Genomic DNA, 24524 nt, shown 5'->3' with positions numbered 1-24524 from the left:
ATCGCATAGACTTGCATCTATGGATTCCGTCGGTTCGACCACTGCCCTGCGGTTGCTCGCGGATCCCACCCGGGCGCGGATCGCGTCGATGATCCTCGACAGCCCGGACGGGCGCCAGCTCGTCGGCAAGATGGCCGAGGCGCTCGAGCTGCGCCAGCCCACCGTCAGCCATCACGTGCGCGCCCTCGCAGCGGAGGGCCTTCTGGTGCGCCAGCCGGAGGGGCGGACCGTCTGGTACTCGATCGCCCCGGATCAACTCGACCGGGTGAGCGATTACCTCCGCCTCCCGCCCGAGGACGCGCCCGTCGACGGCGATGTCCTCGAGCGGATCGTCGCGGACCTCTCGATCCGGTTCGCCGGCACCTTCTCTCCGGAGACCGTCGAACGCTACGTGCGCGAGAGCCGCGACCTCCTGGCGGAGCGTGCGCACCCGACCCGACTCCTGCCCTCGTTGACGTCACGCTTCGCCGCCGACCGCCTGGACGCGTTGCGCGCCTCCTCGGATCCCACTCGTGAGGGCGGCGCTCCAGAGGTGCTATTCGTATGCGTGCAGAACGCCGGCCGCTCCCAACTCGCCGCCGCGATCCTCCGCCACCTCGCCGGCGACCGAGTGCGTGTGCGCACCGCCGGCTCCGACCCGGCCGACGCGGTGCGCGCTGTCATCATCACGGCACTGGATGAGATTGGGGTGCCGGTCGGCGGGGAATACCCCAAGCCGCTGACCGACGAGGTGGTGCGCGCGTCCGACGTCGTGATCACAATGGGCTGCGGCGATGCCTGCCCGATCTACCCCGGCCGCAGCTACCTCGACTGGGACCTCGAAGACCCCGTGGGCCGGCCCCTGACGCGCGTGCGAGAGATCCGCGACGACATCGACGCGCGGGTGCGCGCCCTTCTCGCGACGCTTGAAGTGAACGCGGCGTGAACCTCGAGCGGGCCTGCTAGCCAAACCAATAGATGTGCGTCTATGGTTTGAGGTATCCGAGGAAGGAATACTCATGACCGAGAAGCCCACCGTCCTGTTCGTCTGCATCCACAACGCCGGGCGCTCCCAGATGGCCGCCGGATACATGCGCGCCCTGTCCGGCGGCTCCGTCGAGGTTCTCTCCGGCGGCTCCGAGCCCGGCGACCAGATCAACCCGATGGCGATCGCCGCGATGGCGGAGGAGGGCATCGACATCTCCCAGGCCGTCCCCACGCTGATGACCACCGATCAGGTGCGCGAGTCGGATGCCGTCATCACGATGGGCTGTGGCGACGTCTGCCCGATCTTCCCCGGCAAGCGATACGAGGACTGGGCGCTCACCGACCCCAAAGGCAAGTCGCTCGATGAGGTGCGTCCCATCCGCGACGACATCAAGGCCCGCGTCGAGGCGTTGCTCGCCGAGCTGCTGCCCGCGAAGGTCTGACGATGGTCGATTTCAGCGCCCGCCGGGAGATGCCCGGCCTCGTATACCCGGAGGCGTACCTGGCGCGGCTCGCCGACGAACTCAGCCAGAAGTTCACCGGAGTCTTCGCGGCCGAAACGGTCGAGAGGTACGTGCTCGAGTCGTACACGGGACTGCTGCGCACCTCGAAGGTCAAGGCGCACCTCGCCAGCCAGACTGCCCGCTTCGCGACCGACCGCCTTACCGCGCTCGCCCAAGCGAAGGGCGCGTACGCGCACGACGTGCCCGAGGTGCTCTTCATCTGCGAGCAGAATGCCGGCCGCTCCCAGATGGCGGCCGTCATCACCGCAGCCCTCGCTGGCGGCCGCGTCCACGTCCGCTCCGCCGGGTCCATGCCCGCCGCGGAACTGAACCCGTCCGTGGTCGAGGCGATCACCGAGCTCGGCCTCGACGTGGCCGAGGCGTTCCCCAAGCCCCTGACCGACGACGTGGTGCAGGCGGCGGACGTCGTCGTCACGATGGGCTGCGGCGACGCCTGCCCGATCTACCCCGGCAAGACCTACCAGGACTGGGACCTCACAGACCCGGCCGGTCTCCCGCTGGAAGAGGTCCGCACGATCCGCGACCAGATCACCACCAAGGTCGAGGCCATGCTCGCGACCCTCGGCGTCACCCCCGAAGGAGCCTCCGCATGAGCGGCATCGAGAACGTCGTCGTCGTCGGATCCGGCCCCGCCGGCTACACCGCCGCCATCTACCTCGCCCGCGCCGGCCTGAACCCGATCGTGCTCACCAGCGCCGTCGAAGCCGGCGGCGCCCTGGTCAACACCACCGAGGTCGAGAACTTCCCCGGCTTCCCCACCGGCATCATGGGCCCGGACCTGATGGAGAACATGCGCGCCCAGGCCGAACGCTTCGGCGCCCGCATCATCTACGACGACGCCACCGCACTTGGGCTCACCGGCCCGGTCAAGACCATCACCACCGGCTACGGCGACACCTACCAGGCGCACACCGTCGTCCTGGCAATGGGCTCCGCCTACCGCAAGCTCGGCATCCCCGGCGAGCAGCACCTCACCGGACACGGAGTGTCCTGGTGCGCGACCTGCGACGGGTTCTTCTTCAAGGGCCAGGACATCGCCGTCGTCGGCGGCGGCGACTCCGCTCTCGAGGAGGCAATGTTCCTCACCCGCTTCGCGGACAGCGTGACCCTCATCCACCGCCGCGACTTCCTGCGCGCGTCGAAGATCATGCAGGACCGCGCCCTCGCCAACCCCAAGATCCGCGTCCTCTGGGACACCGAGGTCACCGAAGCGGTCGGCACCGACCGGCTGACGGGGCTGCGCTTGCGGAACACCGTCACCGGTGAGGAGTCGGAGCTGGCCGCGACGGGCCTGTTCATCGCGATCGGCCACGACCCCCGCTCCGAGCTCGTCCTCGGCCAGGTCGACGTCGACGCCGACAACTACGTCCGCGTCTCCTCACCCACCACCGAGACGAACCTCCCCGGCGTCTTCGCCGCCGGGGACCTCGTGGACCACCGCTACCGCCAAGCGATCACCGCCGCCGGCACCGGCTGCGCAGCCTCCGCCGACGCCGAGCACTACCTCGCCGCCAACGGCCTCGCCAGCTACGCCCAGCAGGAGACCGCCGAACTGGACGACGCCCTCACTCGCTAGCCGGGGAATCCCTCCTTCCGCCTGTGCGCGGAGGGAGGGGGCGTCGTGGACGGTTAGCGTCAGACGCGAGTGAGCATCCCCGCGAGGGAATCGAGCGCGCCGGGGACGAGGGAGAAGTAGGCCCACGTGCCGCGCTTCTCGCGGTGCAGGATCCCGGCGTCCACGAGGATCTTTAAGTGGTGCGACACGGTCGGCTGACTCAGCCCGACCGGCTCGGTGAAGTCGCAGACACACACCTCACCGGATGCGCTGGACGCGACGATCGACACCAGGCGCAGCCTCGCCGGATCCGCCATCGCCTTCAGTGCCCGCGCCAGCAGTTCGGCGCCCTCGGCGCTCAGCGGCTCGCGCGTGAGCGGCGCGCAGCACGCGGCCGCCGCCGCGGTGAGAGTCAGCTCGATCGTCGCCATGCCTCCACCCTCCCATACATTGACAGTCATCGATATAGCGGGGCAGACTCGGTCCATTGATGACCGTCGATGTTGAGGAGTGCACCTGATGACCATGCTGCTGACCGTCCCGCCCCGCACCGACGAGCGCCGCCTCACCGGCCTGCCCGTCGCCGTCATCGGCGCAGGGCCCGTTGGTCTCGCCGCTGCCGCGCAGCTGCTCGAGCGCGGGCTCGATGTCATCGTCTACGAGGCTGGCGAGAGCGCCGGAGCCGCGGTGCAGCAGTGGGGCCACACCCGCCTGTTCTCCCCGTGGGAGTTCCTGGTCGATTCCGCTGCCGGGCGCCTGCTCGACGCCGCCGGCTGGGAGGCGCCCGCCTCGAAGAAACTGCCCACCGGGCACGATCTCGTCCGCGACTACCTCGCACCCCTCGCCGCGACCCCGCAGCTCGCCCCGGTCATCCGCTACCGCTCCCGCGTCACCGCCGTCTCTCGTGAGGGCATGGATCGCACCCGCTCCACCGGCCGCGCTGCGACCCCGTTCCTGCTGCGCCTGGACACTCCGGAGGGCGCCGTCGACGTCACCGCCCGCGCGGTCATCGACACCTCCGGCACCTACTCGACCCCCAACGCGCTTGCCTCCGCGGGCCTTGACCCAATCGGTGTCCTCGATGTCGCGGAGCACCTTAGTCACGCACTGCCGGACGTGCTCGGCGCCGAGCGTGCCCGGTTCGCCGGGAAGAGCGTCCTCGTCGTCGGCGCCGGCCACTCCGCGGCGAACACTCTGATCAAGCTCGCCCGTCTCGCCCGCGAGGAACCGGATACGAGGATCACGTGGGCGATTCGTGGCACGAGCCCGCTGCGCGTCCTCGGCTCGGGCGATGACGAACTCGAAGAGCGCGGCAAGCTCGGCGGCACCGTGCACCAGCTCGTCCGCGACGGCGCGATCACTCTCCTGGACCGCTTCGAAATCGACCGCCTCGAGAAGACCCCCTCCGGCGGTGTCACGGTGATGGGGCGGCGGCGGAAGGAGCGCGAGAGCGTGGAAGTCGATGTCGTGGTGCAGGCCACCGGGTTCCGGCCCGACCTCGACATGCTGCGCGAGATCCGCGTCTCCCTGGACGAGATCGTGGAAGCGCCCCGCGCTCTGGCGACGCTGATCGACCCGAACCTGCACTCCTGCGGCACCGTCGACCCCCACGGCGTCGCGGAACTCGCCCACCCCGAGCCGAACTTCTACATCGCGGGGATGAAGTCGTACGGCAGGGCGCCGACCTTCCTGCTCGTCACCGGCTACGAGCAGGTCCGCTCCATCGCGGACGAGCTCGCCGGCGATCACGCCGCCGCTCGGCGCGTGCAGCTCGTGCTCCCTGAAACCGGCGTCTGCTCCACCGACATCGGATCCGCCGGAGGAAGCTGCTGCGCATGACCGAGATCCGGGCGATGACCCCCGAGGACTGGGCGGCGGTCGAGACGATCTACCGGGACGGGATCACGACCGGGCACGCCACCTTCGAGGCCGAACCGCCCACGTGGGAGGCGTTCGACGCGGGCAAGCTCGACGTCGGGCGCCTGGTCGCCGTCGACGGGGAGCAGATCTTCGGCTGGGCTGCGTTGTCGAAGGGCTCGACCCGACCCGTCTACCGGGGTGTGGTCGAGCACTCCGTCTATATCGCCGCCGCCGCACGCGGCCGCGGCGTCGGTTCGATCCTGCTCGCCGCGCTCATCAGTGCAGCGGACGACGCAAACCTGTGGACGATCCAGTCGAGCATCTTCCCCGAGAACACCGCCAGTCTCACCCTCCACGATCGCGCGGGATTCCGGCGCGTGGGTATTCGGGAGCGCATCGCGCAGATGACGTACGGGCCGGAGGCTGGTCGGTGGCGCGACACGATCCTGATCGAGCGAAGGCGCCCGTGAGGCCGTGACTCGTTCAGGATCCGCGTGTATCGTGATCGTCACAACGGGCCGGTTCCCGGAACGTTGCCAGCCTAAGACCCCGCCTCGGTGGGGTCTTAGTTTTTAAGGCGTCCAGATCCAGTCGTGCGACGTCGACGCGGCGATCAGACCGCCCAGGCGCGCCATCGTCGCCGCGGACTTCGGGTGCGTCTTCGTCACCGTCTGCCGACGCCGGTGCAAGTAGATCGCGAGGTCGGCCGCCTGCACCCCGGCAGCGTTCCTCGAGGACGCGAACTGGATCGGAGAGGAAATCTGGTCAAGGCGGCTCGTCAGGTAGCCCGGCGTGCCCAGTGACCGGTAGCTCTCGAACTGCCGCCGGTGCTCCTCCTGCGTCGCGATCTCGTCGGCTACGACGATTACCTCCTCGGTATCGAAGGAGAAGACGTCACGGCGGTACTCATTCACCCGCTCGAGCAGGTGCTGCAACACGACCTTGTGCGGCTGCTCCGGGTACCGGTACCGGGCGTTCAGCCGCTTCACGTCCACGCCCCGGAACAGGTAGCGGACTTCGGCCTCCTGCGCGATGCGCAGCGCGGCCGCGTAGATGCCCGCCGCCTCACGATGCTTCCCCCGCAGAGGAGCCCACTCGCCGGCGCCGCCCATCAGCTCGTGCCCGTGGAACTCGACATCCGCCGGTACCCCGTGATCCGCGGCTATCTGCTCCCTGAGAGCGGCGTAGCCGTGCTCGAGCTGCTCCCACTTCTCCTGTGTCGTCACGGCAGCGCCGATGAAGTAGAAGTCCTGTGTGTAGGACTCGTCCACGTACGCGATCAGCATCCGGTCATCATGTCAGCGACCTCCGCCACCACCAGCGGCAGAACAACGCCGATGAGCCGCTTCGAACGGCTCGCAGACGTGAACACGTCGCGGGAGCACTGATGCTCGGGGTGCACGGAGCGCACCTGATCGATCTGTCGTCACTGGTGTTGTCCGCGGGCGCGGAAGATGCACTCGGTCGAGCAGAGCTCGTCCCGATCGGGGCACGCGGCGAGGTCGTGGTCGGCGCGGTCGAGGCGAGAGCGCAGCTCATCCAGTCGCGCACGCTTCTCGTCCAGCTGCCGGACTCGTTCCGCGAGGAGCGGGCGGAGCGCGTCCCGGACATCGGTGCAGGAGGTGGTTTCAAGGGCGCGCAGGTGCCGGCCGATGTCCTCGAGCGGGAGGCCGAGTTCCTTGCTGGACTCGATGAGGTCCAGGCGCGCCAGCACGTCCGCGTCGTAGTCGCGGTACCCGTTTCTACTACGGCCGGGGGTGATGAGTCCGATGGACTCGTAGTACCGCAGCGCCGTCGCGGAGACGCCGCTGCGCTTGCTGACGTCCGAGATCCGCACACGCCGACCCTACGGCGCGAACCCCCACTTGCGCTGGCAGGCCCACCAGCAGAACGGGCCCCGCCTGTCGAAGTCGACCGCGCAGCAGCTGTGGCGCCGGTTCCGCGACGCCCGCGCGACGGTCGACCGTCACCGCCGCGAGTACTTCTCGCAGCTCGACGACACCCACAAGGTCGCGCGCGACGCCAAGACGCGTCTCGTCGAGCGCGCCGAGGCCCTGGCCCCGCGCGGCGAGGACGGCATCGGCGCCTACCGCGACCTGCTCGACGCCTGGAAGGCTTCGGGCCGCGCCGGCCGCAAGGTCGACGATGCTCTGTGGGCACGTTTCAAAGCCGCCGGTGACGCCCTGTACGGCGCTCGCATCGAGCGGGAGTCCGCCGAGACCGAGGCCTCGAAAGAGAAGATCGAGCAGAAGAAGGTGCTCCTCGCCGAGGCGGCTCCGCTCGTCGACGAGAAGAACCTCGCCACCGCGCGACAGAAGCTCACCGCCATCCAGCGCCAGTGGGACGAGATCGGTCGCGTGTTCCCGCGCGACAAGGAGCGTGCCCTCGACGACGACCTGCGCAAGATCGAGCAGAGCGTGCGCACCCGCGAAGACGCCGACTGGAAGCGCAACGATCCCGAGCAGAAGGCGCGTGCCAACGACATGACGCGCCAGCTGTCCGACGCGATCGACAAGCTCGAGGCCGAGCTCGCCGACGCCACCGCGCGCGGCGACAAGCGCGCGGCGGCTCAGGCGTCCGAGGCCCTCGAAGCGCGACGGACCTGGCTGCGCGCCCTCGGCGGCTGAGCGGGTTCTCCACAGATCTCTACGGTCAACAGAAAGGGCGACACCCTCGCGTCACACTGACGGGATGGTGTCGCCCTTCCTGTTCTTCGCCGACGAGCGCATGGCCTGTGAGCAGCCTCGCTCTGTGTCGTCGTTTTCGCTGCGATCGGTGTCGGGTCAGGTGGTGCCGATGACGAGGGTGCTGCGGGCGGCCTCGACGACGTCGTTGGTGATGACGTCGAGCTCGTTGATCTTCAGGACGCGTTGGATCTGAGGGAGGAGGCGCTCAAGGAGCCGGAAGTTGCCGCGGGTGATGCGTTCGACGGCGGCGATGGCTTGCGCGTCGGTGAAGTCGTCGGGGTCGAGCGTCTTGCCGAGCTTGCGCCATTGACGTTCGAGGACGAAGAGCAGCTCGTCGTGGCCGAGCGGACGGTACTGGTGGGCGAAACCGAGGCGGCTGTAGAGCTGCGGGTAGTGGCTGAACTGCTTCTCGATGCCGGGCATGCCGATGAGGATCATCGCTATGCCGGTGCGGTCGTACTGGTCGCGGAGCCACTCGATCGCGTTGCCGGTGAGGCGTTCGGACTCGTCGATGATGATCAGCTCGAGCAGGGACGGGTTGGGGCCGTGTGCGTGGTCGAAGTGGCGACCCTGGAGCAGGAGGTGTTCCTCGATGCAGCGTTCGGTGCGGAGCATGTCGTGCCGGAGGTCGTCCTGCAGGGCGCGCATCGTGGCGGAGACCTCGGGCGTGTAGAAGACGGTGCGGGCTCGGTGGGCGGCGGCGTAGATCTTCGTGTCGTCTTCGCTGCGTGCGGCCCATCTGGCGATGAACGGGCCGATGCTGTCCCAGTGGGCGTAGCGGCGTGCGGAGAGGGTCTTGCCGACGCCAGCGGGGCCGAAGCAGACGCCGATGGTGTTCTGCTTCCGGACGGCGTCGGCGAACTCCGCGAACCGACGGTGTTCCTTCGTGATGATGAACTGGCTCGTCATGACCGGTCCTCCTCGTAGGTCATCAGTCGCGGTTGATCCGGTGCCGGTGCGGGTGCTGGTGGGGTGTGATCATCGGGTGTGGGGCGGACGATCGCGATGCGTTCGCGGATCTGCCCGCGCAGGGCTCTTCGTTGCGCGTTCCGGGCGGCCTGGATCTGCTTGAGACTGATGGTCTCGGTCTGATGCGCGGTACTGATCGCGGTGCACAGGAACGCGTCGCGGTGAAAGACACGGATCTCGGTGACGTCGCGGGGGTCGTACCGGACGCTGACGGTGCTGCCCACGAAGGGTGCGAGAGTGGTTGCGGTGTAGCGGAGCCCTTCGAAGTGGATGCCGTCTCGTTGCACGACACGCGTGGTCGGGACGGTGAGCAGGAACCCGTCGAGCTGCTCGAGGGAGTCCGGCATTCGTGGCAGCCACCCGTCTGCGATCCACGCTTCCAGTGGGCTCTTCCGGAGCTCGCGGTGGATGCGGGCGTTGTAGCGGCGGATGAACGTGTTGATGGCACTGTCGACACCGGCGAGATCCAGCGCCGGCGTCGGCGCCGGCGCCGAGGATCCGGGTGCGAGGTGGCCGGGGAGCGTTGGGAGCAGCTCGGTGTTGATGGTGCCGAAGAACCGCTCGATCTTCCCGCGGCCCTGGGGGCGAGCGACCTGCGAGTGGATGATGCGGAGGTGCAGCACGGCGGCGGTGTCGCCGATTCGGTGGCTGGTGAAGTCGGACCCGTGGTCTGTGTAGAGCACGTCTGGGATCCCGCAGACAGGCCAGTCCGGTTCCGGCTTGTGCCAGATCGCTTGCCGGAGCGCGAGCGCGGTGTTCGCGGCGGATGGGGCGCCGAGGAACACCATGTACCCGCAGACCGCGCGGGAGTAGTCGTCGAGGATCACCGTCAACCACGGCCATTCGGGCTTGCCGTCGGGTCCGACGATGAGCAGATCGAGCATCGTGTGGTCCGCCTGCCAGATCGCGTTGGGGCGATCCGCACGACGTCGGAGCAGCAGTTCGTGCTTGTCCCGATATGACGCGGGCCCCTCAAGCGCGAGCGTCACCATCCCGGGATCAAGCCCGTTCACGATCGACCGCACAACGGAGTACGACGGCGCTGAGAGACCTCGTTTGGTGCAGTAATTGTCGACCTGGCGGTGAATCGTGGCGATCGAAGGTCGTGGCTTGGTGAGTGCGAGCCCCTCAATCAGGCGCACCAGTTCCGGTGCCGTCCGTCGGGCGCCGTGATCGGTGCGGGTGCCGTCGGCGAGAGCCGGGTATCCGCCGGTTCGGTAGCGGGCCAACCAGCGTTGCAGGGTGCGCTCAGCGACGCCCGTGGTGCGGGCCAGGGTGGCGAGCGGGATGGCGTCCTCGACGTGCAGTCGAAGGATGCCCCACCGCTCGCTCGCGTCCATAGCCAGCTACATCGTTGGGGAAGGCTTGGTTCGTCGCGCCGCGACGGGCTCGGCGTGCTTCGCGAGTGCACGGTAGATGGTGGTGCGGCTAACGCCGAGCACGTCGCCGATCTGCGCGACGGTCATGTCCTGCTGTTCGTAGAGCCGGCGTGCGGTGCGCACCTGGTCCGCGGAGAGCCGAGATGGTCGGCCGCCGGTGCGGCCGCGGGCTCGAGCGGCGGCGAGGCCGGCGTTGGTGCGTTCCTTGATGAGGTCCCGTTCGAACTCCGCCAACGCGGCGAAGACGTGGAACACGAGCCGGCCGCCGGGCGAGGTGGTGTCGATGGTCTCCTGCAGGGACCGGAACCCGATGCCGCGCTCGGCGAGAGCGTGCAGCTGATCGATGAGGTGCCGGATGGACCGGCCGAGCCGGTCGAGTCGCCAGACGACGAGAGTGTCGCCGGGGCGGAGCTGGTCGAGGAGCTTGTCGAGCTCGGGCCGGTGTTGGAGCGACCCGGACATGGTGTCGACGAACACGCGGTAGCAGCCAGCGGCGTTGAGCGCGTCGATCTGCAGCGACGCGTCCTGGTCTGTGGTGGACACGCGCGCATACCCGAGAAGGTGACCCATGAAGAGAACGTAGCGAAACTCGACCAGGAGGGGTAGTGGCGGCACGTAGATTCTGGGACTGGGTTCCGCTACAAGACACGGCGCCTCGCACCCGGACTGAGCGCCGGTACGGATAGTTGTAGCGGAATCGTTCGTATTTGTTACGTCTGCCGCGCTCGCGCGGCGAGCCGGAGTGCTTGCACGGAACGGAGGTGTTGTTCCGATCGGTGGCGGCCGTTGGCGGGAGACGGATGTGGTGCTGCGATGACCGGAAGGAGTCGGGGGTGCTCGTCCAGGGTGAAGTGTCGCATGACGCCGTCGAGGGCAACGGCCCCGTACGTGACGATCGCAGTGAGAGCGGGGAGGGCCGCGAGCAGTGTGGCGAGGGCATGCCGCCCCTCGTCGATGTCCTCGAGTCGCACGCGGTCGGGCAGTTCCCATGGGACAAGGTTCCAGCGGACGTACTCGCCGCGTGCGAGTCCGGACTCGATACGGGCTGCTCGGAACGCGGCCGCGGTCGGGCCCGGGTTGTCCTCGCTGCAGATCGCTGCGTGCGCTGCGGCGATGGTCTGGGGGCCAGGCGACTGCATCAGGACCAGGACACGGCTGAATCTGCCGCCGGATCGTGGGTCGAAGCTCGGGACGAACCGTCGGCTGCCGTCGGGCGCGGTCCGCCACGTCTCCGCGAGACCGTTCAGCGATCGAACGTCAGCGAGTTCCTCGGGGGTACTCATGCCGGCTGTGGCGGTGCCAGCAGGGTGCCACGGATGACGGATCCGTGAAAGGTGCGAAGGGCAACGGTGATCCATGCGGCGACGAGGCCGGCGTAGTAGATGACGGCGAGGACGGCAACGACGGTCAGGCCTGAGTGCAGGGCGAGCCCGTTCAGGCCGGTGACGCAGGTCCCGACGGGGAACGTGAAGGACCACCAAGTCAGGCTGAACGGCAAGTGTTCGCGGGCAGTGCGGATGGTGATCGCGAGGGCGATGACGGTCCACAGCAGCGCGAAGCCGAGCATCGCGAACCCGTACACCAGCGCCACGACCAGCAGGGCATGCGCGGTACTCGCATCGACAACGGTGGGGGCGTTCGATGCGAGGAGGTTCACTGCGGTGATCGACTGTCCGACCGGCCCGAGGACGATCCACAGAGTCGGGACCATGCCGGCGGCCCCGACCTTGTGCTGCGCGAGACGGTTCCAGATCAGCGTGATCACGACCAGCGACGTGATGAGGCTGAGGCCGAAGAAGCCGTAGCAGGACCACAGCAGCGTCTCCCGCGCCTGCCCGGCGGGGGCGTACGGCAGCAGGAGCGCACCGGTGGAGGCGGACACCATCGGCGGGACGATCGGCATCAGCCAGCCGCCGAACGCGGAGTCGGGCTTGTTCTCGTGGCGGGTGAACGCCAGGTACGGCACGAGCACTGCCGTGAGCAGTCCTCCGATGGTGCCGATGGTCCACAGGACCCAGTCGATGGTGACGGCGGCGGGCAGGCCGACCCAGTCCTTGCCGAGCAGGAGTGTCCCGGCGCCGACGGTGAGGAACGCCATCGGTGGTGCGCCGTAGAAGTGCGAGATCACCGGGTTGAGCTGGTGCCCGGCTGCAGTGCTCCGGTAGCGGATCCAGTGCAGCACCGTCGCGGTCGTGAGGGCGACGAGGAGCACCGCGGCGATCGCCCACACGACCGTCGCCGCGAGGCGCAGCCCGGGGAACTGCAGCGGCAGTGACGCAGCTGCGACAGCGACGATCCCCGTGCCCATGATCGACGCGAACCAGTTCGGTGTGAGATTCGACACGATCAGGCCTGGCCGCTCCAGGTCACGGAACAACGCCGTCTGCGGCCGTTGGGGCAGCTGGCTACCGTTCGCGGGTGCAGGGTCCGTGCGGAGCGTTGTCATGGGCCAAGCCTGCGCGAATCCTGCCTCTGGCGGTACCCGGAACCTCTTGGCAGGGCACAATCAATGATTGTGGCACTACGGCGACTCACGGACCGAACCCTCGACCTCGACACACTCGACGTGCTCGCACGCGTCGCCGAGACCGGCTCCCTCTCCGCTGCCGCTGGAGCGCTCGGCGTCACGCAACAGGCAGTGTCTGCTCGGATCCGGGTCGCCGAGCGCATGGTCGGTCACTTGTTGGTGCACCGCTCGACCACGGGGTCGGTGCTGACCGAGACCGGCAGGCTCGTCGTCGGGCTGGCCGGACCGGTCCTCGACGCGTCTCGCCACCTCGAAGCAGGAGTGGCTGCGCTGCGGACTCCCACGGGTTCGCTCGTCGTCGCAGCGTCACAGACGATCGCGGAGCTGCTGCTGCCGGGCTGGCTGCTCGAATTCCGCCGCCGCGAACCCGACGTGCGGGTGCGCCTGATCGCGGGCAACTCCGCCGCGGTGACGGACCTCGTGCAGTCGGGTGGCGCGAACCTCGGGTTCACGGAGACCCCGGTGACGGCGGCAGGTGTGTCCGCGCAGGTGATCGCGGACGATGAGCTCGCGGTCGTCGTTGCGCCGGAACATCCCTGGGCTCGGTCGACCGGGATCACTGCGGAGGTCCTGGCGGCGACGGCTCTGCTCCTGCGGGAAGAAGGTTCCGGAACTCGCGCGACCCTCGCCGCATGGCTCAGGGAGGCCGGTTTGAGCATGTCGGTTCCGGCCGCGGTGCTGGAGACCACGAGCATCATCCGGGCGAACGCGCAGGCTGGAATTGCACCGGCGGTGATGAGCCTTCGCACGGTCGCCGCCGACATCAACGACGGGTCGCTGGTGCGGGTCCCGCTCGCTGGGCCGCCACTTGCCCGGCCGTTGCGGGCGATCTGGTCGGGAGAGCCTCAGCCAGCTGGTTCTGCTTTCCTGCGCGTCGCCCACGAGGTGACCGGTCGGGGTCAGCGCAGCCCGTAGGGCAGCTCCGGATTGTTCTCCGCGATCTCGGTGAGCCGGTTGTACTTGGCGACGCGTTCTCCGCGGGCGGGTGCGCCGGACTTGATCTGTCCGGTTCCGGTGCCGACGACGAGGTCCGCGATGAACGTGTCGGTGGTCTCGCCGGACCGGTGCGACACCATGCTCCGCATCCCGAGCGAGCGTGCGACGCCGATCGCGTCGAGGGTCTGGGAGACGGTGCCGATCTGGTTCGGCTTGATGAGCGCCGCGTTCGAGAGCCCGTCCTTCCCACCGTCGCGGATGCGCTGCGGATCGGTGACGTAGAGATCATCGCCGACGATCTGGAGCATGTCGCCGAGCGCGAACGACATCGCCTTCCAGCCGCCGTGGTCATCTTCGGAGAAGCCGTCTTCGATACTCCGGATCGGATACCGGCTGATGAGGTCGCGGTAGTAGTCGACCATGCCTGCGCGGTCGAGCCGGCGGTCCACGACCCGGTAGCTACCGTCACCGAGCGCGAACTCGTTCGCCGCCGGGTCGAGTGCGATCGCGACGGTGTCCACGCCGGGCTCGTAACCGGCGGCACTGATCGCGGCGACGAGGAGGTCGAGGGCCTCCTCGGGCGCGGCGATCGACGGGGCGAAGCCGCCTTCGTCCCCGAGACCGAGACTGCCGAACCGTTCCCGGACCAGTGCCGCCAGCGCGTGGTAGACGTCCGATCCGATCCGAACCGCGTCGGTCATGGTCTCGGCGTTCACCGGGGCGATCATGAACTCCTGGAAGTCGAGCGCGTTCGCTGCGTGCGCTCCGCCGTTGAGCACGTTGAAGTGCGGGACGGGCAGGCGGGGCGTGCTGCCGGTGACGTCTGCGATCCAACGCCAGAGCGGCAGCTCCGCTGCGGCGGCGAGAGCGCGTGCCATCGCGATCGAGGTCGCGACGACACTGTTCGCGCCGAGCCGGCGGTGGTTCGGGGTGCCGTCGAGGGCAGCGAGGGCGGCGTCGGCCTGCCCGATCGAGGTCCACGACTGGCCGGTGATCATCGGTGCGACGTCCGTCGTGATGAGGTGCAGTGCCTGGCTCACGTCGCGGCCGCCGTAGCTGCTGCCGCCGTCGCGAAGCTCGACAGCCTCATGCGCGCCAGTGGATGCGCCTGCGGGGGCGTCACCGGTGACGACGGTGCCGTCCTCGAGCTCGAGACGCACCTGGATCGTCGGGTAGCCGCGGGAGTCGAGGATCCGGGAGCCGTGCAGGCTGCTGATGGTGACGGGGCGGCTGGTGTGGGTCACGTACTCGCCCTGATGGTGGGTGGTGTGGTGGACGTTGCTGATGTAGTCGTTCACGGCGGTTGTCGCCTTTCGGGTTGGTCGTGCGGGTGTGGGCCGCGGGGAGGCGGAGGGACGACCTCCTGGCGATCACTGGGCGCCAGTTGCCTCCCCACGGCGGTTCAGGGCGCGCACTGGATGGTGTCGGGTGCGCGGGTGCCGGTCAGGGGTGCGGGGTGAACCGTTCCTGTGCGGCGCGGATGATGGCTTCGGCGTCGACACGGTTCGCCCACCCGTTGGTGGTGACGTGCTTGCCGTGCTCGATCTCCTTGTAGTGGGCGAAGAAGTGCTCGATCTCCGCCAGGACCGGCTCGGCGACGTCGGAGATGTCCTGGACGTGGTCGAAGCGGACGTCTCCGGCGGGGACGGTGAGGATCTTGTCATCGCCGCCGTTCTCGTCGACCATGCGGAGCATCCCGACCGGGCGGACGTCGATGACGACGCCGGGGAACGTGGGCCGGGGCAGCAGCACGAGCGCGTCGAGGGGGTCGCCGTCATCGCCGAGAGTGTCGTCGATCGAGCCGTAGTCCTGCGGGAACACCATGCTGGTGAACACCGCCCGGTCCAGGCGGATCCGTCCGGTGGCGTGGTCGACCTCGTACTTGTTGCCGCTGCCGCGGGGGATCTCGATCGTGATGTCGAAGTGCATGAGCTGTTCGTCTCCCAGTCGGATGGTCAAGTGAGGGTGCCGAGGGTGACGCCCCCGGCGGCTGCGGCGACGGAGACGACGAGCATTCCGAGCCCGTTCACGGCAGCCGCGGTGGTGCGGCCAGTGCGTGCGAGGCGGACGGTCTCGAAGCTGGCGGTGCTGAACGTGGTGTAGCCACCCATGAGCCCTGTTCCGAGCACCGCGACGGGGGTGGCGCCGAGGTGACCGGTGGCGCCGGTGATCAAGCCCAGCAGGAACGAGCCGGTGATGTTGATCGTCAGCGTCCCGACCGGGAGCCGGAACTGCCGACCCCGGTTGATCGCACCATCCACGAAGAACCGTGCGGCCGCGCCGACACCGCCAGCGACCGCGACGCTGAGGAAGGCCAGGGCGCTCATGATGTGGCCCCGTTCGGTCGGACCAAACCCGCGATCGCGAGGCCGCTACCGGTGGCGATCGCGCCGGCGAGGACCGTCAGGAGCGCGTACCCGGTGCCGGCCAACCCGCGGCCAGCGAGGAACAACACCGCGGTGCTGGTCGCGAGGGTGCTGTAGGTGGTGAACCCGCCGAGGACACCGGTTCCCAGAAGCAGGCGCAGTGTCCGGCGGCGACCCTCGTCAGGTCCGCGATGCGCGAGGTGTTCCAGCAGCACACCCAGTAGGAGCGCGCCGGCGATGTTGATCCAGAAGATCGCCCAGGACACCTCCTGCTGAGCGGGGAACGCGGTGCTGAGTCCGTCGCGTGCGGCGGTACCGATGGCGCCGCCGAGTGCGACGACACCGAGGTACCGCCACCGCGGATGCACTGGCCGGTCGATACGTTCCGGGTCGTTGGCGTCGATGTCTGGGTCGGGCGGGAGCTGCCCATCGGGCAGGTGCGTGTCCGTTCGGGAGGTCATGTTCCACCTTCCGCAGCGACCGCTGCCGCTGCTGCTCGTGCTGCCGGATGCAGGTACTCCCCACCCCGCGGACAGAACCCACCGTCGCCGTCGAACCGGTAGATCAGGGGTTCGCCCGTGGGGAGGTTCAGGTCCGCGAGCTCACCGTCAGTTAGGCCGTCCATGCAGGCACACAGTGCCCGCAGTGAGTTGCCGTGCGCGACGACGAGCACTGTCTGCCCGTCGCGGAGTGCCGGGGTGATGCTGTGCGACAGGACGGGTTGGACCCGGCGGATGACGTCGGAGAGTGTTTCGGTTCGACGAAGTGCCGCCCACGGCAGTCCACGAAGCGCCGGCGTCCGCCGGAGCGCCAGCCACGCGCGGATCGACATGCGTGGTGGCCGTCCCGTGCGGGTCCGACGAACAGCGAAGAACTGCTCCGCCCCCAACGCCGCTTGCGCATTCTGCTTGGACATGCCGGTGAGGGCGCCGTAGTTCCGCTCGTTCAACCGCCACGTCGACTCGATCGGCGCATCACGTCCGAGGACGTCGGTGACGAGCTCCGCCGTGTGGAGCGCCCGCTCGAGCGTCGACGTGAGCACGAGGTCCGGTCGGATGCCGGCATGCAGAAGTAGCAACCCAGCCCGATTCGCTTCGGCGCTGCCCTGTTCGGTCAGCGCGACGTCTCGCAAGCCGGTGAAGGTACCGGCAGCGTTCGCAGTGCTCTGTCCGTGGCGGAGCAGAACAAGCTGGCCGGTCACGGGGTGTCCCACGGCAGTGGGGCATCGAACCCGACCGGATCAACGGGCACTACGAGCACTGAACGGTGCTGCTGATGGGTCAGCCGTACCGCGACCGACCCCGTGAAGAACTCCGCGATTCGACCCGCTCCCGTCCTGGCCCCGACGACCAGCATCGCCGCGTCGCGGTCTTCGGCCACCTGCGACAGTGCCCGGCTCGGATCCCCGACACCCGGGACGAACGTGACGTCGACGCCGTAGGTCGTTGCGGCAGCACGTACTGCCGCCTTGTCACTGTCCGACAAGCCCTGCGGTGTCGTGTCAGCGGTGTCAGGGTCGATCGGTTCCACCATCACCGACCCGTCCGAGCGCGTACCGGCATCGAAGAGCGATGCATCCACGCTGACGCACACCAGCGTCGTACCGAAGCGCCGCGCGATAGACGACGCAACCTCGATGACCCCCGGAGCGAGGCCGGGCAGGACGCCGACGACGACCGGTCCGGAACCGATTGGTGCTGTCATGACACTCCCTACCTCAGGCGCGCAGAAGCGCGACCAGCTGAGATAGGGACTGTTGTCGACAACTGTCGAGGTTGGGTCCGGCAAGCCCCACTACCGGGTCCGAAGACACCACCATTATGCACCCGAACCCCAAGTCACGCGGGCCGTCTCGCGCACCCGCGACGTCCCGACACCGAAGGAAGCGATTCCGACGACACGGAGCGAAGCTGCCCACACCGAGAGCTATGCGTCGCAAGGTACGTCCGCAGTACAGTCAGCTCATGGCATCGATCGGATACGCCCGCGTCTCGACCAGGGACCAAAACCCGGATGCGCAGACCGACGCGCTCACGGCCGCCGGCTGCGAGAAGGTATTTGTGGAGCACGCCTCGGGAGTGCTCGCGAAGCGACCCGAGTTTGAGAAGGCTCTCGACTACCTGCGCGACGGCGACTCCCTCGTCGTGACGAAGCTGGACCGTCTCGGCCGATCAGTGCGGAACTTGAAAGAAGTGGCGGATGGTCTAGAGCTGCGCGGCGTGGGGTTGAAGGCGCTCTCGCAGGGCATCGATACGACGACTCCGGGCGGGCGGCTGTTCTTCCACATGCTCGCCGCGATCGCGGAGTTTGAGCACGACCTGATCGTGGAGCGAACCCACGACGGCCTCGCCGCCGCTCGGGCCCGCGGACGTAAGGGCGGTGGGCGCTTCAAGATGACGCCCACGAAGGCGAAGCAGGCGCGCGCGATGTACGACGAGAAGACCTACACGGTCCAGCAGATCGCAGACACCTTCGGCGTCTCCCGCGGCACCATCTACCGCCACCTGACCGAAGACCACTGACGCCGAGCTGCGCCACGGAGCGGCGTCAGAACGCCGCCACCGAGCGTAAACATCCACAGCCCTGCAGAACAAGCGTGACCGTTGAGGAGCCCGTCCCGGCGGCCGCGCCCACCATCAACGCGGACCAGGGGTCCGGTCGGCAGGTGAGACCTGGCGTCTCAGAACCATGGTTCTGAGACAACCCGCCGTGCGCACGCCGAGGGGCGTCTCTTGCCGCGGGAGGCGTTCTAGAAACTGTCTCTGCAACCGATTCGCATAATGCGACACAGAGCCAGCTTTTGAACACAGAGTCGCGCTACCCGGGGACGACATGGATGGCGAGCCCGAGATAATTGTTGTCCGCGGGGCCTATCTGCTTACCAAGACGGGTGCGGAGTACATCTCTGCGATCCGCGACGCCCGGGAACTGCACTGATCTGAGGCTTGCGCACTGCCGCCGCGCTGCTATGACGCCCGGCAAGCCGCGACCATCGCGCATTGCCCGCGTGGGGATCGTAGGCGTCCTTCAGGGATCTACGATCGGTTCACGCAAGCCCTATCCCTTGAAGCCAAGCGTCCGCAGCAGCACACCGAACGCCTCTCGGGGGGTGTCGCGAGGTTCCGTAGTCGTCGCGGACCAGTTGGAATCAATCGATCGACTCTTGCCTACCCACCCCTGCGGACGAACTGAGATTGAGCCGATCTCGTCGCCATTGGCCGCGGTGACCTTGTACTCACCGGTTGCTTCCACGAAGGTGGCGACGTAGGCGCCATCTCGGAGTCTAATTTCGAACCGTCGCCAGATCTCAAGCGCCTGGGGGTACTCGTGGACACTGAACTCAGCGATCCTCAAGCGACGCTTCTCAGCGACCCAGTCGCTGACTGCGCCATGGGCATCGAGCGTGCTGTGACTTCCATCGCGATGCAGCTTTATCCGGTTCGTCTGAGGGTCGACGTCGATATAGCTAGCCTCCGCCGAGGCGCCGCCCTCGCCTGCGACCTTTAGCCAGTCATCGAGCAGCTCGAAGAGGCGGCCCTCGTTGCCTGCGGCAATAGCAGTGACTCTAGTGGGGCTGTGCTCGATACTCATGGCCATGAGGCTAGCTGGCCGCGCCGTTCCGGCAGAAGGGGACTTCTGCACGCATAGGGATCCCTGCGACCTCTCGTGGACACGTTTAGCGTGCATGAAATCGACCCGCGACCGACGATAGTTTCGTCTCGTGACTCCATCATCTGGACCGACGCCAGCGGTACCGCTCACGGGCAGTGAGATCGCGATGCTCACAGAAGCGATGCGGGACCTCCAGATGTCCGTCGCTGAGTACTACGCCGACTCGGCTGGTGCGGGTGACCTGGGTCGGCGGATCCGCGGATTCTTGACAGCGACGCAGACTTTGAACGACCTCCTTGCGAACCAGATCGCGCAGGCGCCGGCATACTTGAGCCTCTTCGCGACCAACCGCCACCCGGCCGCAGGACTTATCGAGGGGGTCAAATTCGCTAGGAACATCCAGCAGCACGTCCTTCACATCGTGCGGCCGAGCGACAACATGACGCTGATTGGCGGCACGTTGGGGTTCCGCCTATACGCCGTGTGGGACGAGGTCCCGGCGAATGTCGTCGCTCGGCTTCGCCCGGGTACTCAAGCGCTCGAGCCGCACTACCAGGCGGAGCTTCAGGGGAAGGAGGTCACCGGGACCATGATCGCGGTCCTCCGCTTCTTCGCCGAGGTCGTGCCCCAAATCGTGCACCGGGACGTACGCGGAGAGTGGACGGGATTCCCTCTGCTGAGCCAGCCGGGCGTCAACTCCGCCATCCACCCCGAAGAACCTGAAGATCAGGCTCACGCGAGAGCGTGGATGGATGGTCGTCGCCCGGGCGGAGACTGCCGGGTCGTTTGCGGCCAAGTCACGGTCAACGACGTGCCGTATGTGTACGGTCATACGTTCGTCGGACGACTGTCCTTCGCACCGTTCGTCGAGACCGTCGAGCAGGCGAACTTCGACATCAGTCTCGGCTATGCATATCTCGAAGGGAATCTCGCCGCGAACTTTGACGATGTCACCGACCGGTTCGACAACGTCCACCAGGGCGCGGTACTGCAAAGTCGAGGCGACGTCTCAAGCTGGGCGACCCAGATGGCCTCTATCCCCGGCCGCGCCGACTGGACTGCGCCAGGAGTCCTCGCTGAGTCCTGGGAGCAGGTCGTCAAGATGGAGATCGACACGCGGATTCCAGGATTCAGCTTTGGTCCGAGACGCGCGCGGCGTCTCAACGCGCTCGTGCCGCCTCGCTGATGCGGTTCACTGACTAATAATGCGGGGAGCCCGGTCGCCTCTCGGCGCGGACTCGGCGGGCATACTGAGGCTTCCGGACGTGCCTAGAACGACCCGGGTACGAGCCCCATGATCAATCTGTCCCCTCGGGTCGTCGAGCGTTGCAGATCGGCGTAGCCCGGATCGAGGAAGATGGTGTCTCGAGATGGATCGAAGTGAGGCTGGCGCGCTGTGATTGCAACTACGCCGTTGGTGGTCGCCTGTGATGAATCCGGTAACGACGGCGAAAACCTGCTCTCGGGGGGGTCTACGGTCTTCGCCCACGCCAGCGTGACCTTGTTGCCAGACGAAGCTGCCGCGCTGATGGAAGAGGTCCGTGCGCGCACGCGCAGCCAGGCCACGGAGTTGAAATCGAAGACGATCCTTCAGCCCCAGCACCTCGTCACGGCCAAGTGGCTGCTCTCGCATCCTTCGATCGACGGGAACGCGTCTGTGCACCTCACCCACAAAAAGTACTTCGTCGTTTCGAAGCTGTTCGACTCGACGGCGGAAGAACTCGCGCATGAGCTCGGGTACGACATTTACGAGACAGGGGTCGCCCTTGCCGGAGCGAATCTGCTCTTCTTCGTTGCGCCCCGGAGCTATGGGACCGCATGGGACATGCTCCTGATGACCTTCCAGCACTTCATGCGAGCGAAGGACGCAGACCAGGCGCAGCAGCTATTGGCACGCTTGATAGGAAGCACTGTGAAGCTGTTATCCGATGAGAATGCGGTTGCACGAGATGTCCTGGGTACGGTGTTCGCTGGATTCAGCCATCTTGGGTCACTGTCAAGGCTCCAACTCGGTGACGGCCTTGAGGAACGGCTTCGCACTATGGATCCGCTCATCTCCGCAGTCGGGGCGGCGGTGCACTTCTGGGCGTCCATCTCAGGCAAGCCCATTGAGCTGATTCACGATGCCGCGAAGGAATTGACCCCGGTGAAGATCGAGTGGGCGAAGCGGTCACTCGCCCGCCCGGAGGACATTGCCCCTTCGCGACAAGGATTGGCTAGCGAGCTGACTGATGTTCGGCTGGTCGACTCGAAGGAGGATCCGCGTGTCCAAGTCGCTGATCTGCTCGCTGGCATCGGTCGCATCGTCGGAGAATCGATCGTCAACGAGCAACAGCATCCGCTGGGTCCTAGCCTGCTCCCGATGGCCAGCGGAGCCAGTCTGTGGCCAATACCGGAGAATATGAACGTCGAGAATGCCCGTCAGGCGATGCTCTCGCAGTTCTAGCGCGACTCGGTGATCGCCATGCCCAATGCGGCCGCCCACTCCCGGCGGCGACGGGCACCATCGCGCACTGCCGCAGGAGGATCCGATGCCAGCAGATTGGTTGACGTTGACCTTGCTGCTCGCTGCGCTTTCCCAAAAACCCGGCTGCTTGACTGACGCGCCCACGCTGACCTAATCGGAGCGCCGCCATCGGTCCCTTGTATCGATGACGTGCGCAGTCGGGTGAGCATATTCACCGGTCCCGAAGCCGATGTCCGCGAGGCGAGAGCTGGTGACGCGGAGAGCGACGCTGACATCGTCGGGCACCTTGTAGTTCTCGAGTACGACTTCTGGCGCCGTTGTAGTCGTGTCGAATCGCCATGGACCCCACATGAGTGAAATCTTCAGCGGGTCGGCAGTCACTTGAGTCGGTGAGACCGAGACCCACACCACGCCCGCCCATGAGGCTGGCCATCTGTGCCCGGCCTCCCGCACCTCTCGAAGAAACGAATACTGCGGAGGCTTACGGCGAGCGCGTTGAGCCTCATAAAGATCCACGAGTTCGGTGCCGGTGCCGAGGGCGGCATCCAAACTCCTCAAATCAGGAAGCGTCGCGTGCGCGAGTCCCATCTCCATGCGCTGGAGGGATGACTTCGTCACCGGAACCAACCTCGATACGGCCTCGAGTGACAACCCGGCCTGTGAACGCGCGGCACGGATCGCGCGACCTATCATCACTCGATCGTCCACGAGCTCCCCCACCTCTGCCGACTCAGATTCGACCCAACCTGTCGCGCAGATCTTCATCATTCCCGATCTGACTCGCATCCTGGAACTGGATGGTGACGGCGGGTTGCCATTCGCACCGAAGGAGTGGCGTATGAGCACGAACACATCGCCGCGGCGTACGATCGCCGCGGCGCTGGCCGTAGCCTCGATTGTTACCGCGATGCAGATGGGAACGACGTCAGCACACGCAAGTTCCGAGCGGTTTGAGGTCGGCTGGACCCATATCGGCATCTATCCCCGCTCCACACCAGAATTGTTGGAGTCAAACCGTGTTGGAGGAGCGCTTCCAGACGGCTATGGGGTCGAAGTAGCTTGCGAGACAACCGGAGCCACAGTCAAAAGCGACGCCGGAACGTCGAACGTGTGGGAGAGGTTGACGGATGGAACTTATATCCCCAACGTGTTCGTGAAGACAGGACACGACGGGTTCACGCCTGGAGTGCCGCGTTGCTCGACGCCCACAACGCCAGCGTCGGCTGAGGTTCGGAAGGCCATCACCGCCGACTACTTCCTGCCCAATCAGGATGTGCCCAATTCCCTGCTGAACTACTACTTCTCGGCGGCGGGCGGCACAGTCGAGGTCGATTTCGCGTTCTACGCGTCTGACCCACGCCTTATGGCGTGGGCCAAGCAGCTCAAGATTGATGGCATCGGTAAGCAGTACCTGGCGACCGCGGCGGACGGAGACGTCTACTGGGCGAGCGGAGCGTTCTCCGTTGCCCGCACATCTGAACACTGCTGGGCAGTAAAGGACAACTACGACTTCAATCCAGATAAGCCCACAAACATACCCTTCATCGGCAACTGGGGGATGCAGTTCTTCGGCAATGCGAAAGAGTTCACTGTTCGCTCGTCAGGCTGCCTCTTCGATTAGCGTCAAGCGCACCGCAGCCTGGCACTTGCCGTATTCGTGCAGATGCCGGGCTGCGACTCGCCGCGTCCGGCCCCCGACTACGTCGACCGTTCCCAGCGTTGGCTGCCCAGGCGGGAAGACAGCCATAAGCGCAGAGGACGTCGCAAGGTCGAACGCACGTACAGCAGGGCGAACGCGCTGATCAGGCACGTGGTTGGCCTTCCGTGCCTGATCGAGGACGAATAGCGCGACGCCATGGTGTCGAAATGCGCCTCGAAAGCACGCTACGCCGACCCAGCGGTCAGCGAACGCATCGGCCCCTTGAACGCGCGATGCCCGCACAGGGATCCCCCAGCGGTCGTCGACCACGCGGCAAGCGTTGCGTCGCTAGATCGGTTCGATAAGTGTGGGGTCGGTGGGGTCGGCGGTGCGGGTGTTGTTGACTTTGCGGTCAACGTCGTAGCTGGTGATCGTCCCGGCGACGCGATCGGATTCCACGGTGAGCAACTGGATCATGTCCTGTTTCCCGGCGTCGTCGAGCCTGTCGGGCCACAGGTATTTGTCCCACACATCGTGCTCGAGGAACACCGGCATCCGGTCGTGGATCTCCCCCGACGCATCCCGTGCGGGACGGGTGATGATCGACGCTGACACCTCCCACTCGTCGTCCACCTTGCGCGCGGTGTAGATGCCCGCGGCCGCGAGGAGCACCCCGTCAGCGGAGTGCAGGAAGTGAGGCTGCTTCTTGCCGGCGGTGCCGGTCCATTCGAAGTACCCACGCATCGGGAACAACGCCCGAGAGGACGCGAACGCGCCCTTCCAGAGCCCGTTGGTTGCAACGGTCTCAATCCTGGTGTTGAAGTTCGGGCGTTTGGAGTCCTTCATGAACGCCGGATGGAAATTCCACACCGCGGCGTCCACAGTTCGTTGGAACTCCCCCGTCTGCGGGTTGGCACGCTCCCTCACGATCGGGACCACCTGGGTCGGCGCGATCGAGTACCGCGGGGTCCAATCCTGCGCATTACCGCCCGCGGCGACGAACTCGCTGATGAGCGTGTCGACTTTGTCGGCGGAGA

Annotated in this window: 28 protein-coding genes and 1 pseudogene; 12 read left to right on the top strand and 17 right to left on the bottom strand. The window is 66.9% G+C overall.

The window, feature by feature from the left end; translation table 11 throughout:
• Nucleotides 1–19: 19 nt before the first annotated feature.
• The 4 genes from DEU34_RS06850 to trxB all read left to right on the top strand — a co-directional run bounded on the left by DEU34_RS06850 (nucleotide 20) and on the right by trxB (nucleotide 3066).
• On the top strand, nucleotides 20–925 hold the full coding sequence (locus DEU34_RS06850) for a metalloregulator ArsR/SmtB family transcription factor (protein WP_121149358.1): 906 nt from the start codon (nucleotides 20–22) through the stop codon (nucleotides 923–925).
• A gap of 73 nt (nucleotides 926–998) precedes the next feature.
• Nucleotides 999–1409, top strand: a complete 411-nt coding sequence (locus tag DEU34_RS06845) for an arsenate reductase ArsC (RefSeq protein WP_121149357.1) — start codon at nucleotides 999–1001, stop codon at nucleotides 1407–1409.
• A 2-nt stretch (nucleotides 1410–1411) separates the two neighbouring features.
• Nucleotides 1412–2083: an arsenate reductase ArsC gene (locus tag DEU34_RS06840; RefSeq protein ID WP_121149356.1), complete on the top strand. Its 672-nt coding sequence runs from the start codon at nucleotides 1412–1414 to the stop codon at nucleotides 2081–2083.
• The gene (trxB, locus tag DEU34_RS06835; RefSeq protein WP_121149355.1) at nucleotides 2080–3066 is read left to right on the top strand and encodes a thioredoxin-disulfide reductase; all 987 of its coding nucleotides are present in this window, start codon (nucleotides 2080–2082) and stop codon (nucleotides 3064–3066) included. Before DEU34_RS06840 ends, trxB begins: the two co-directional genes overlap by 4 nt.
• A gap of 59 nt (nucleotides 3067–3125) precedes the next feature.
• On the opposite strand, the gene DEU34_RS06830 is transcribed toward trxB, so the two are convergent.
• Nucleotides 3126–3476, bottom strand: coding sequence for a helix-turn-helix transcriptional regulator (locus tag DEU34_RS06830; protein ID WP_121149354.1), 351 nt, complete (start codon nucleotides 3474–3476; stop codon nucleotides 3126–3128).
• 88 nt (nucleotides 3477–3564) lie between these two features.
• Here DEU34_RS06830 and DEU34_RS06825 point away from each other — a divergent pair, with 88 nt between their 5' ends.
• Complete coding sequence (locus tag DEU34_RS06825) at nucleotides 3565–4884, top strand: FAD-dependent oxidoreductase (protein WP_121149353.1); 1320 nt, start codon at nucleotides 3565–3567, stop codon at nucleotides 4882–4884.
• Nucleotides 4881–5375, top strand: coding sequence for a GNAT family N-acetyltransferase (locus DEU34_RS06820; RefSeq protein WP_121149352.1), 495 nt, complete (start codon nucleotides 4881–4883; stop codon nucleotides 5373–5375). The genes DEU34_RS06825 and DEU34_RS06820 overlap by 4 nt, the downstream gene beginning before the upstream one ends.
• A gap of 102 nt (nucleotides 5376–5477) precedes the next feature.
• Here the strand turns inward: DEU34_RS06820 and DEU34_RS06815 are convergent, their stop codons facing one another.
• A complete protein-coding gene (locus DEU34_RS06815) occupies nucleotides 5478–6191 on the bottom strand; it encodes a DUF3800 domain-containing protein (protein ID WP_121149351.1) in 714 nt (237 codons plus the stop codon).
• Nucleotides 6192–6331: 140 nt separating this feature from the next.
• A complete protein-coding gene (locus tag DEU34_RS06810; protein WP_121149350.1) occupies nucleotides 6332–6742 on the bottom strand; it encodes a MerR family transcriptional regulator in 411 nt (136 codons plus the stop codon).
• A 31-nt stretch (nucleotides 6743–6773) separates the two neighbouring features.
• Here DEU34_RS06810 and DEU34_RS06805 point away from each other — a divergent pair.
• Nucleotides 6774–7532 (top strand): annotated as a pseudogene (locus tag DEU34_RS06805) (DUF349 domain-containing protein); the annotation flags it as partial.
• A 156-nt stretch (nucleotides 7533–7688) separates the two neighbouring features.
• On the opposite strand, the gene DEU34_RS06800 reads toward DEU34_RS06805, so the two are convergent.
• From DEU34_RS06800 to DEU34_RS06780, 5 genes are all read right to left on the bottom strand, one after another.
• On the bottom strand, nucleotides 7689–8501 hold the full coding sequence (locus tag DEU34_RS06800) for an AAA family ATPase (protein ID WP_055960810.1): 813 nt from the start codon (nucleotides 8499–8501) through the stop codon (nucleotides 7689–7691).
• Entirely contained in the window at nucleotides 8498–9901 is a 1404-nt protein-coding gene (locus DEU34_RS06795; RefSeq protein ID WP_121149349.1) for a Mu transposase C-terminal domain-containing protein, read from the bottom strand. Before DEU34_RS06795 ends, DEU34_RS06800 begins: the two co-directional genes overlap by 4 nt.
• Before the next feature lie 6 nt (nucleotides 9902–9907).
• Nucleotides 9908–10510 carry a recombinase family protein gene (locus tag DEU34_RS06790; protein WP_055960814.1) on the bottom strand — a complete coding sequence of 201 codons (603 nt, stop codon included), beginning with the start codon at nucleotides 10508–10510 and terminating at the stop codon, nucleotides 9908–9910.
• 140 nt (nucleotides 10511–10650) lie between these two features.
• Nucleotides 10651–11079, bottom strand: a complete 429-nt coding sequence (locus DEU34_RS06785; protein WP_228506156.1) for a uracil-DNA glycosylase — start codon at nucleotides 11077–11079, stop codon at nucleotides 10651–10653.
• A 140-nt stretch (nucleotides 11080–11219) separates the two neighbouring features.
• Entirely contained in the window at nucleotides 11220–12284 is a 1065-nt protein-coding gene (locus DEU34_RS06780) for a TDT family transporter (RefSeq protein WP_240614499.1), read from the bottom strand.
• A 165-nt stretch (nucleotides 12285–12449) separates the two neighbouring features.
• Between DEU34_RS06780 and DEU34_RS06775 the strand changes: the two genes are divergently transcribed.
• Nucleotides 12450–13382 carry a LysR family transcriptional regulator gene (locus tag DEU34_RS06775; RefSeq protein ID WP_208385475.1) on the top strand — a complete coding sequence of 311 codons (933 nt, stop codon included), beginning with the start codon at nucleotides 12450–12452 and terminating at the stop codon, nucleotides 13380–13382.
• Here the strand turns inward: DEU34_RS06775 and eno are convergent.
• From eno to DEU34_RS06745, 6 genes are all read right to left on the bottom strand, one after another.
• Nucleotides 13367–14701, bottom strand: coding sequence for a phosphopyruvate hydratase (eno, locus tag DEU34_RS06770; protein ID WP_083393829.1), 1335 nt, complete (start codon nucleotides 14699–14701; stop codon nucleotides 13367–13369). The two genes, DEU34_RS06775 and eno, sit on opposite strands and share 16 nt — an antisense overlap.
• A 145-nt stretch (nucleotides 14702–14846) precedes the next feature.
• Entirely contained in the window at nucleotides 14847–15332 is a 486-nt protein-coding gene (locus DEU34_RS06765) for an inorganic diphosphatase (RefSeq protein WP_055960822.1), read from the bottom strand.
• Nucleotides 15333–15358: 26 nt separating this feature from the next.
• Entirely contained in the window at nucleotides 15359–15730 is a 372-nt protein-coding gene (locus DEU34_RS06760) for a CrcB family protein (protein WP_121149348.1), read from the bottom strand.
• Nucleotides 15727–16230 (bottom strand): CrcB family protein, encoded by a 504-nt coding sequence (locus tag DEU34_RS06755; protein WP_310793504.1) that lies wholly within the window; start codon nucleotides 16228–16230, stop codon nucleotides 15727–15729. The genes DEU34_RS06760 and DEU34_RS06755 overlap by 4 nt, the downstream gene beginning before the upstream one ends.
• Nucleotides 16227–16970: a 2,3-diphosphoglycerate-dependent phosphoglycerate mutase gene (locus DEU34_RS06750; protein ID WP_055960826.1), complete on the bottom strand. Its 744-nt coding sequence runs from the start codon at nucleotides 16968–16970 to the stop codon at nucleotides 16227–16229. Before DEU34_RS06750 ends, DEU34_RS06755 begins: the two co-directional genes overlap by 4 nt.
• A complete protein-coding gene (locus DEU34_RS06745) occupies nucleotides 16967–17473 on the bottom strand; it encodes a universal stress protein (RefSeq protein ID WP_060915497.1) in 507 nt (168 codons plus the stop codon). The genes DEU34_RS06750 and DEU34_RS06745 overlap by 4 nt, the downstream gene beginning before the upstream one ends.
• Before the next feature lie 260 nt (nucleotides 17474–17733).
• Here DEU34_RS06745 and DEU34_RS06740 point away from each other — a divergent pair, with 260 nt between their 5' ends.
• Nucleotides 17734–18291 (top strand): recombinase family protein, encoded by a 558-nt coding sequence (locus tag DEU34_RS06740; RefSeq protein ID WP_121149772.1) that lies wholly within the window; start codon nucleotides 17734–17736, stop codon nucleotides 18289–18291.
• A gap of 535 nt (nucleotides 18292–18826) precedes the next feature.
• Here DEU34_RS06740 and DEU34_RS06735 read toward each other — a convergent pair.
• Nucleotides 18827–19360 carry a hypothetical protein gene (locus tag DEU34_RS06735; protein WP_147424012.1) on the bottom strand — a complete coding sequence of 178 codons (534 nt, stop codon included), beginning with the start codon at nucleotides 19358–19360 and terminating at the stop codon, nucleotides 18827–18829.
• A gap of 187 nt (nucleotides 19361–19547) precedes the next feature.
• On the opposite strand from DEU34_RS06735, the gene DEU34_RS06730 reads away from it, so the two are divergent.
• A complete protein-coding gene (locus DEU34_RS06730) occupies nucleotides 19548–20567 on the top strand; it encodes a hypothetical protein (protein WP_121149346.1) in 1020 nt (339 codons plus the stop codon).
• Between the two features lie 210 nt (nucleotides 20568–20777).
• Complete coding sequence (locus DEU34_RS06725; protein WP_121149345.1) at nucleotides 20778–21827, top strand: DUF3800 domain-containing protein; 1050 nt, start codon at nucleotides 20778–20780, stop codon at nucleotides 21825–21827.
• A gap of 171 nt (nucleotides 21828–21998) precedes the next feature.
• Here DEU34_RS06725 and DEU34_RS16550 read toward each other — a convergent pair whose 3' ends face one another.
• Nucleotides 21999–22541, bottom strand: coding sequence for a helix-turn-helix domain-containing protein (locus tag DEU34_RS16550; protein ID WP_396652114.1), 543 nt, complete (start codon nucleotides 22539–22541; stop codon nucleotides 21999–22001).
• A gap of 145 nt (nucleotides 22542–22686) precedes the next feature.
• Here DEU34_RS16550 and DEU34_RS16210 point away from each other — a divergent pair, with 145 nt between their 5' ends.
• On the top strand, nucleotides 22687–23469 hold the full coding sequence (locus tag DEU34_RS16210; protein WP_183042375.1) for a hypothetical protein: 783 nt from the start codon (nucleotides 22687–22689) through the stop codon (nucleotides 23467–23469).
• 366 nt (nucleotides 23470–23835) lie between these two features.
• Here the strand turns inward: DEU34_RS16210 and DEU34_RS06710 are convergent, their stop codons facing one another.
• Entirely contained in the window at nucleotides 23836–24498 is a 663-nt protein-coding gene (locus tag DEU34_RS06710; RefSeq protein WP_259460086.1) for an SOS response-associated peptidase, read from the bottom strand.
• Between the last annotated feature and the right edge of the window lie 26 nt (nucleotides 24499–24524).

Source organism: Microbacterium sp. AG1240, from assembly GCF_003635115.1.
Taxonomy (GTDB): domain Bacteria; phylum Actinomycetota; class Actinomycetes; order Actinomycetales; family Microbacteriaceae; genus Microbacterium.
This window is presented reverse-complemented; position numbering and strand designations above follow the sequence as displayed.

Excerpts from the sequence above, each read along its gene's own strand:
- DEU34_RS06815 (WP_121149351.1), bottom strand. The coding sequence starts at position 6,191 with ATGCTGATCGCGTACGTGGACGAGTCCTACACACAGGACTTCTACTTC.
- DEU34_RS06760 (WP_121149348.1), bottom strand. The coding sequence starts at position 15,730 with ATGAGCGCCCTGGCCTTCCTCAGCGTCGCGGTCGCTGGCGGTGTCGGC.
- DEU34_RS06745 (WP_060915497.1), bottom strand. The coding sequence starts at position 17,473 with ATGACAGCACCAATCGGTTCCGGACCGGTCGTCGTCGGCGTCCTGCCC.
- DEU34_RS06785 (WP_228506156.1), bottom strand. The coding sequence starts at position 11,079 with ATGCAGTCGCCTGGCCCCCAGACCATCGCCGCAGCGCACGCAGCGATC.
- DEU34_RS16550 (WP_396652114.1), bottom strand. The coding sequence starts at position 22,541 with ATGATAGGTCGCGCGATCCGTGCCGCGCGTTCACAGGCCGGGTTGTCA.
- DEU34_RS06820 (WP_121149352.1), top strand. The coding sequence starts at position 4,881 with ATGACCGAGATCCGGGCGATGACCCCCGAGGACTGGGCGGCGGTCGAG.
- DEU34_RS06775 (WP_208385475.1), top strand. The coding sequence starts at position 12,450 with ATGATTGTGGCACTACGGCGACTCACGGACCGAACCCTCGACCTCGAC.
- DEU34_RS06830 (WP_121149354.1), bottom strand. The coding sequence starts at position 3,476 with ATGGCGACGATCGAGCTGACTCTCACCGCGGCGGCGGCCGCGTGCTGC.
- DEU34_RS06730 (WP_121149346.1), top strand. The coding sequence starts at position 19,548 with ATGCTCACAGAAGCGATGCGGGACCTCCAGATGTCCGTCGCTGAGTAC.
- DEU34_RS06740 (WP_121149772.1), top strand. The coding sequence starts at position 17,734 with ATGGCATCGATCGGATACGCCCGCGTCTCGACCAGGGACCAAAACCCG.
- DEU34_RS06755 (WP_310793504.1), bottom strand. The coding sequence starts at position 16,230 with ATGACCTCCCGAACGGACACGCACCTGCCCGATGGGCAGCTCCCGCCC.
- DEU34_RS06825 (WP_121149353.1), top strand. The coding sequence starts at position 3,565 with ATGACCATGCTGCTGACCGTCCCGCCCCGCACCGACGAGCGCCGCCTC.
- DEU34_RS06840 (WP_121149356.1), top strand. The coding sequence starts at position 1,412 with ATGGTCGATTTCAGCGCCCGCCGGGAGATGCCCGGCCTCGTATACCCG.
- DEU34_RS06735 (WP_147424012.1), bottom strand. The coding sequence starts at position 19,360 with ATGAGTATCGAGCACAGCCCCACTAGAGTCACTGCTATTGCCGCAGGC.
- DEU34_RS16210 (WP_183042375.1), top strand. The coding sequence starts at position 22,687 with ATGAGCACGAACACATCGCCGCGGCGTACGATCGCCGCGGCGCTGGCC.
- DEU34_RS06845 (WP_121149357.1), top strand. The coding sequence starts at position 999 with ATGACCGAGAAGCCCACCGTCCTGTTCGTCTGCATCCACAACGCCGGG.
- trxB (WP_121149355.1), top strand. The coding sequence starts at position 2,080 with ATGAGCGGCATCGAGAACGTCGTCGTCGTCGGATCCGGCCCCGCCGGC.
- DEU34_RS06850 (WP_121149358.1), top strand. The coding sequence starts at position 20 with ATGGATTCCGTCGGTTCGACCACTGCCCTGCGGTTGCTCGCGGATCCC.
- DEU34_RS06800 (WP_055960810.1), bottom strand. The coding sequence starts at position 8,501 with ATGACGAGCCAGTTCATCATCACGAAGGAACACCGTCGGTTCGCGGAG.
- DEU34_RS06795 (WP_121149349.1), bottom strand. The coding sequence starts at position 9,901 with ATGGACGCGAGCGAGCGGTGGGGCATCCTTCGACTGCACGTCGAGGAC.
- DEU34_RS06790 (WP_055960814.1), bottom strand. The coding sequence starts at position 10,510 with ATGGGTCACCTTCTCGGGTATGCGCGCGTGTCCACCACAGACCAGGAC.
- DEU34_RS06765 (WP_055960822.1), bottom strand. The coding sequence starts at position 15,332 with ATGCACTTCGACATCACGATCGAGATCCCCCGCGGCAGCGGCAACAAG.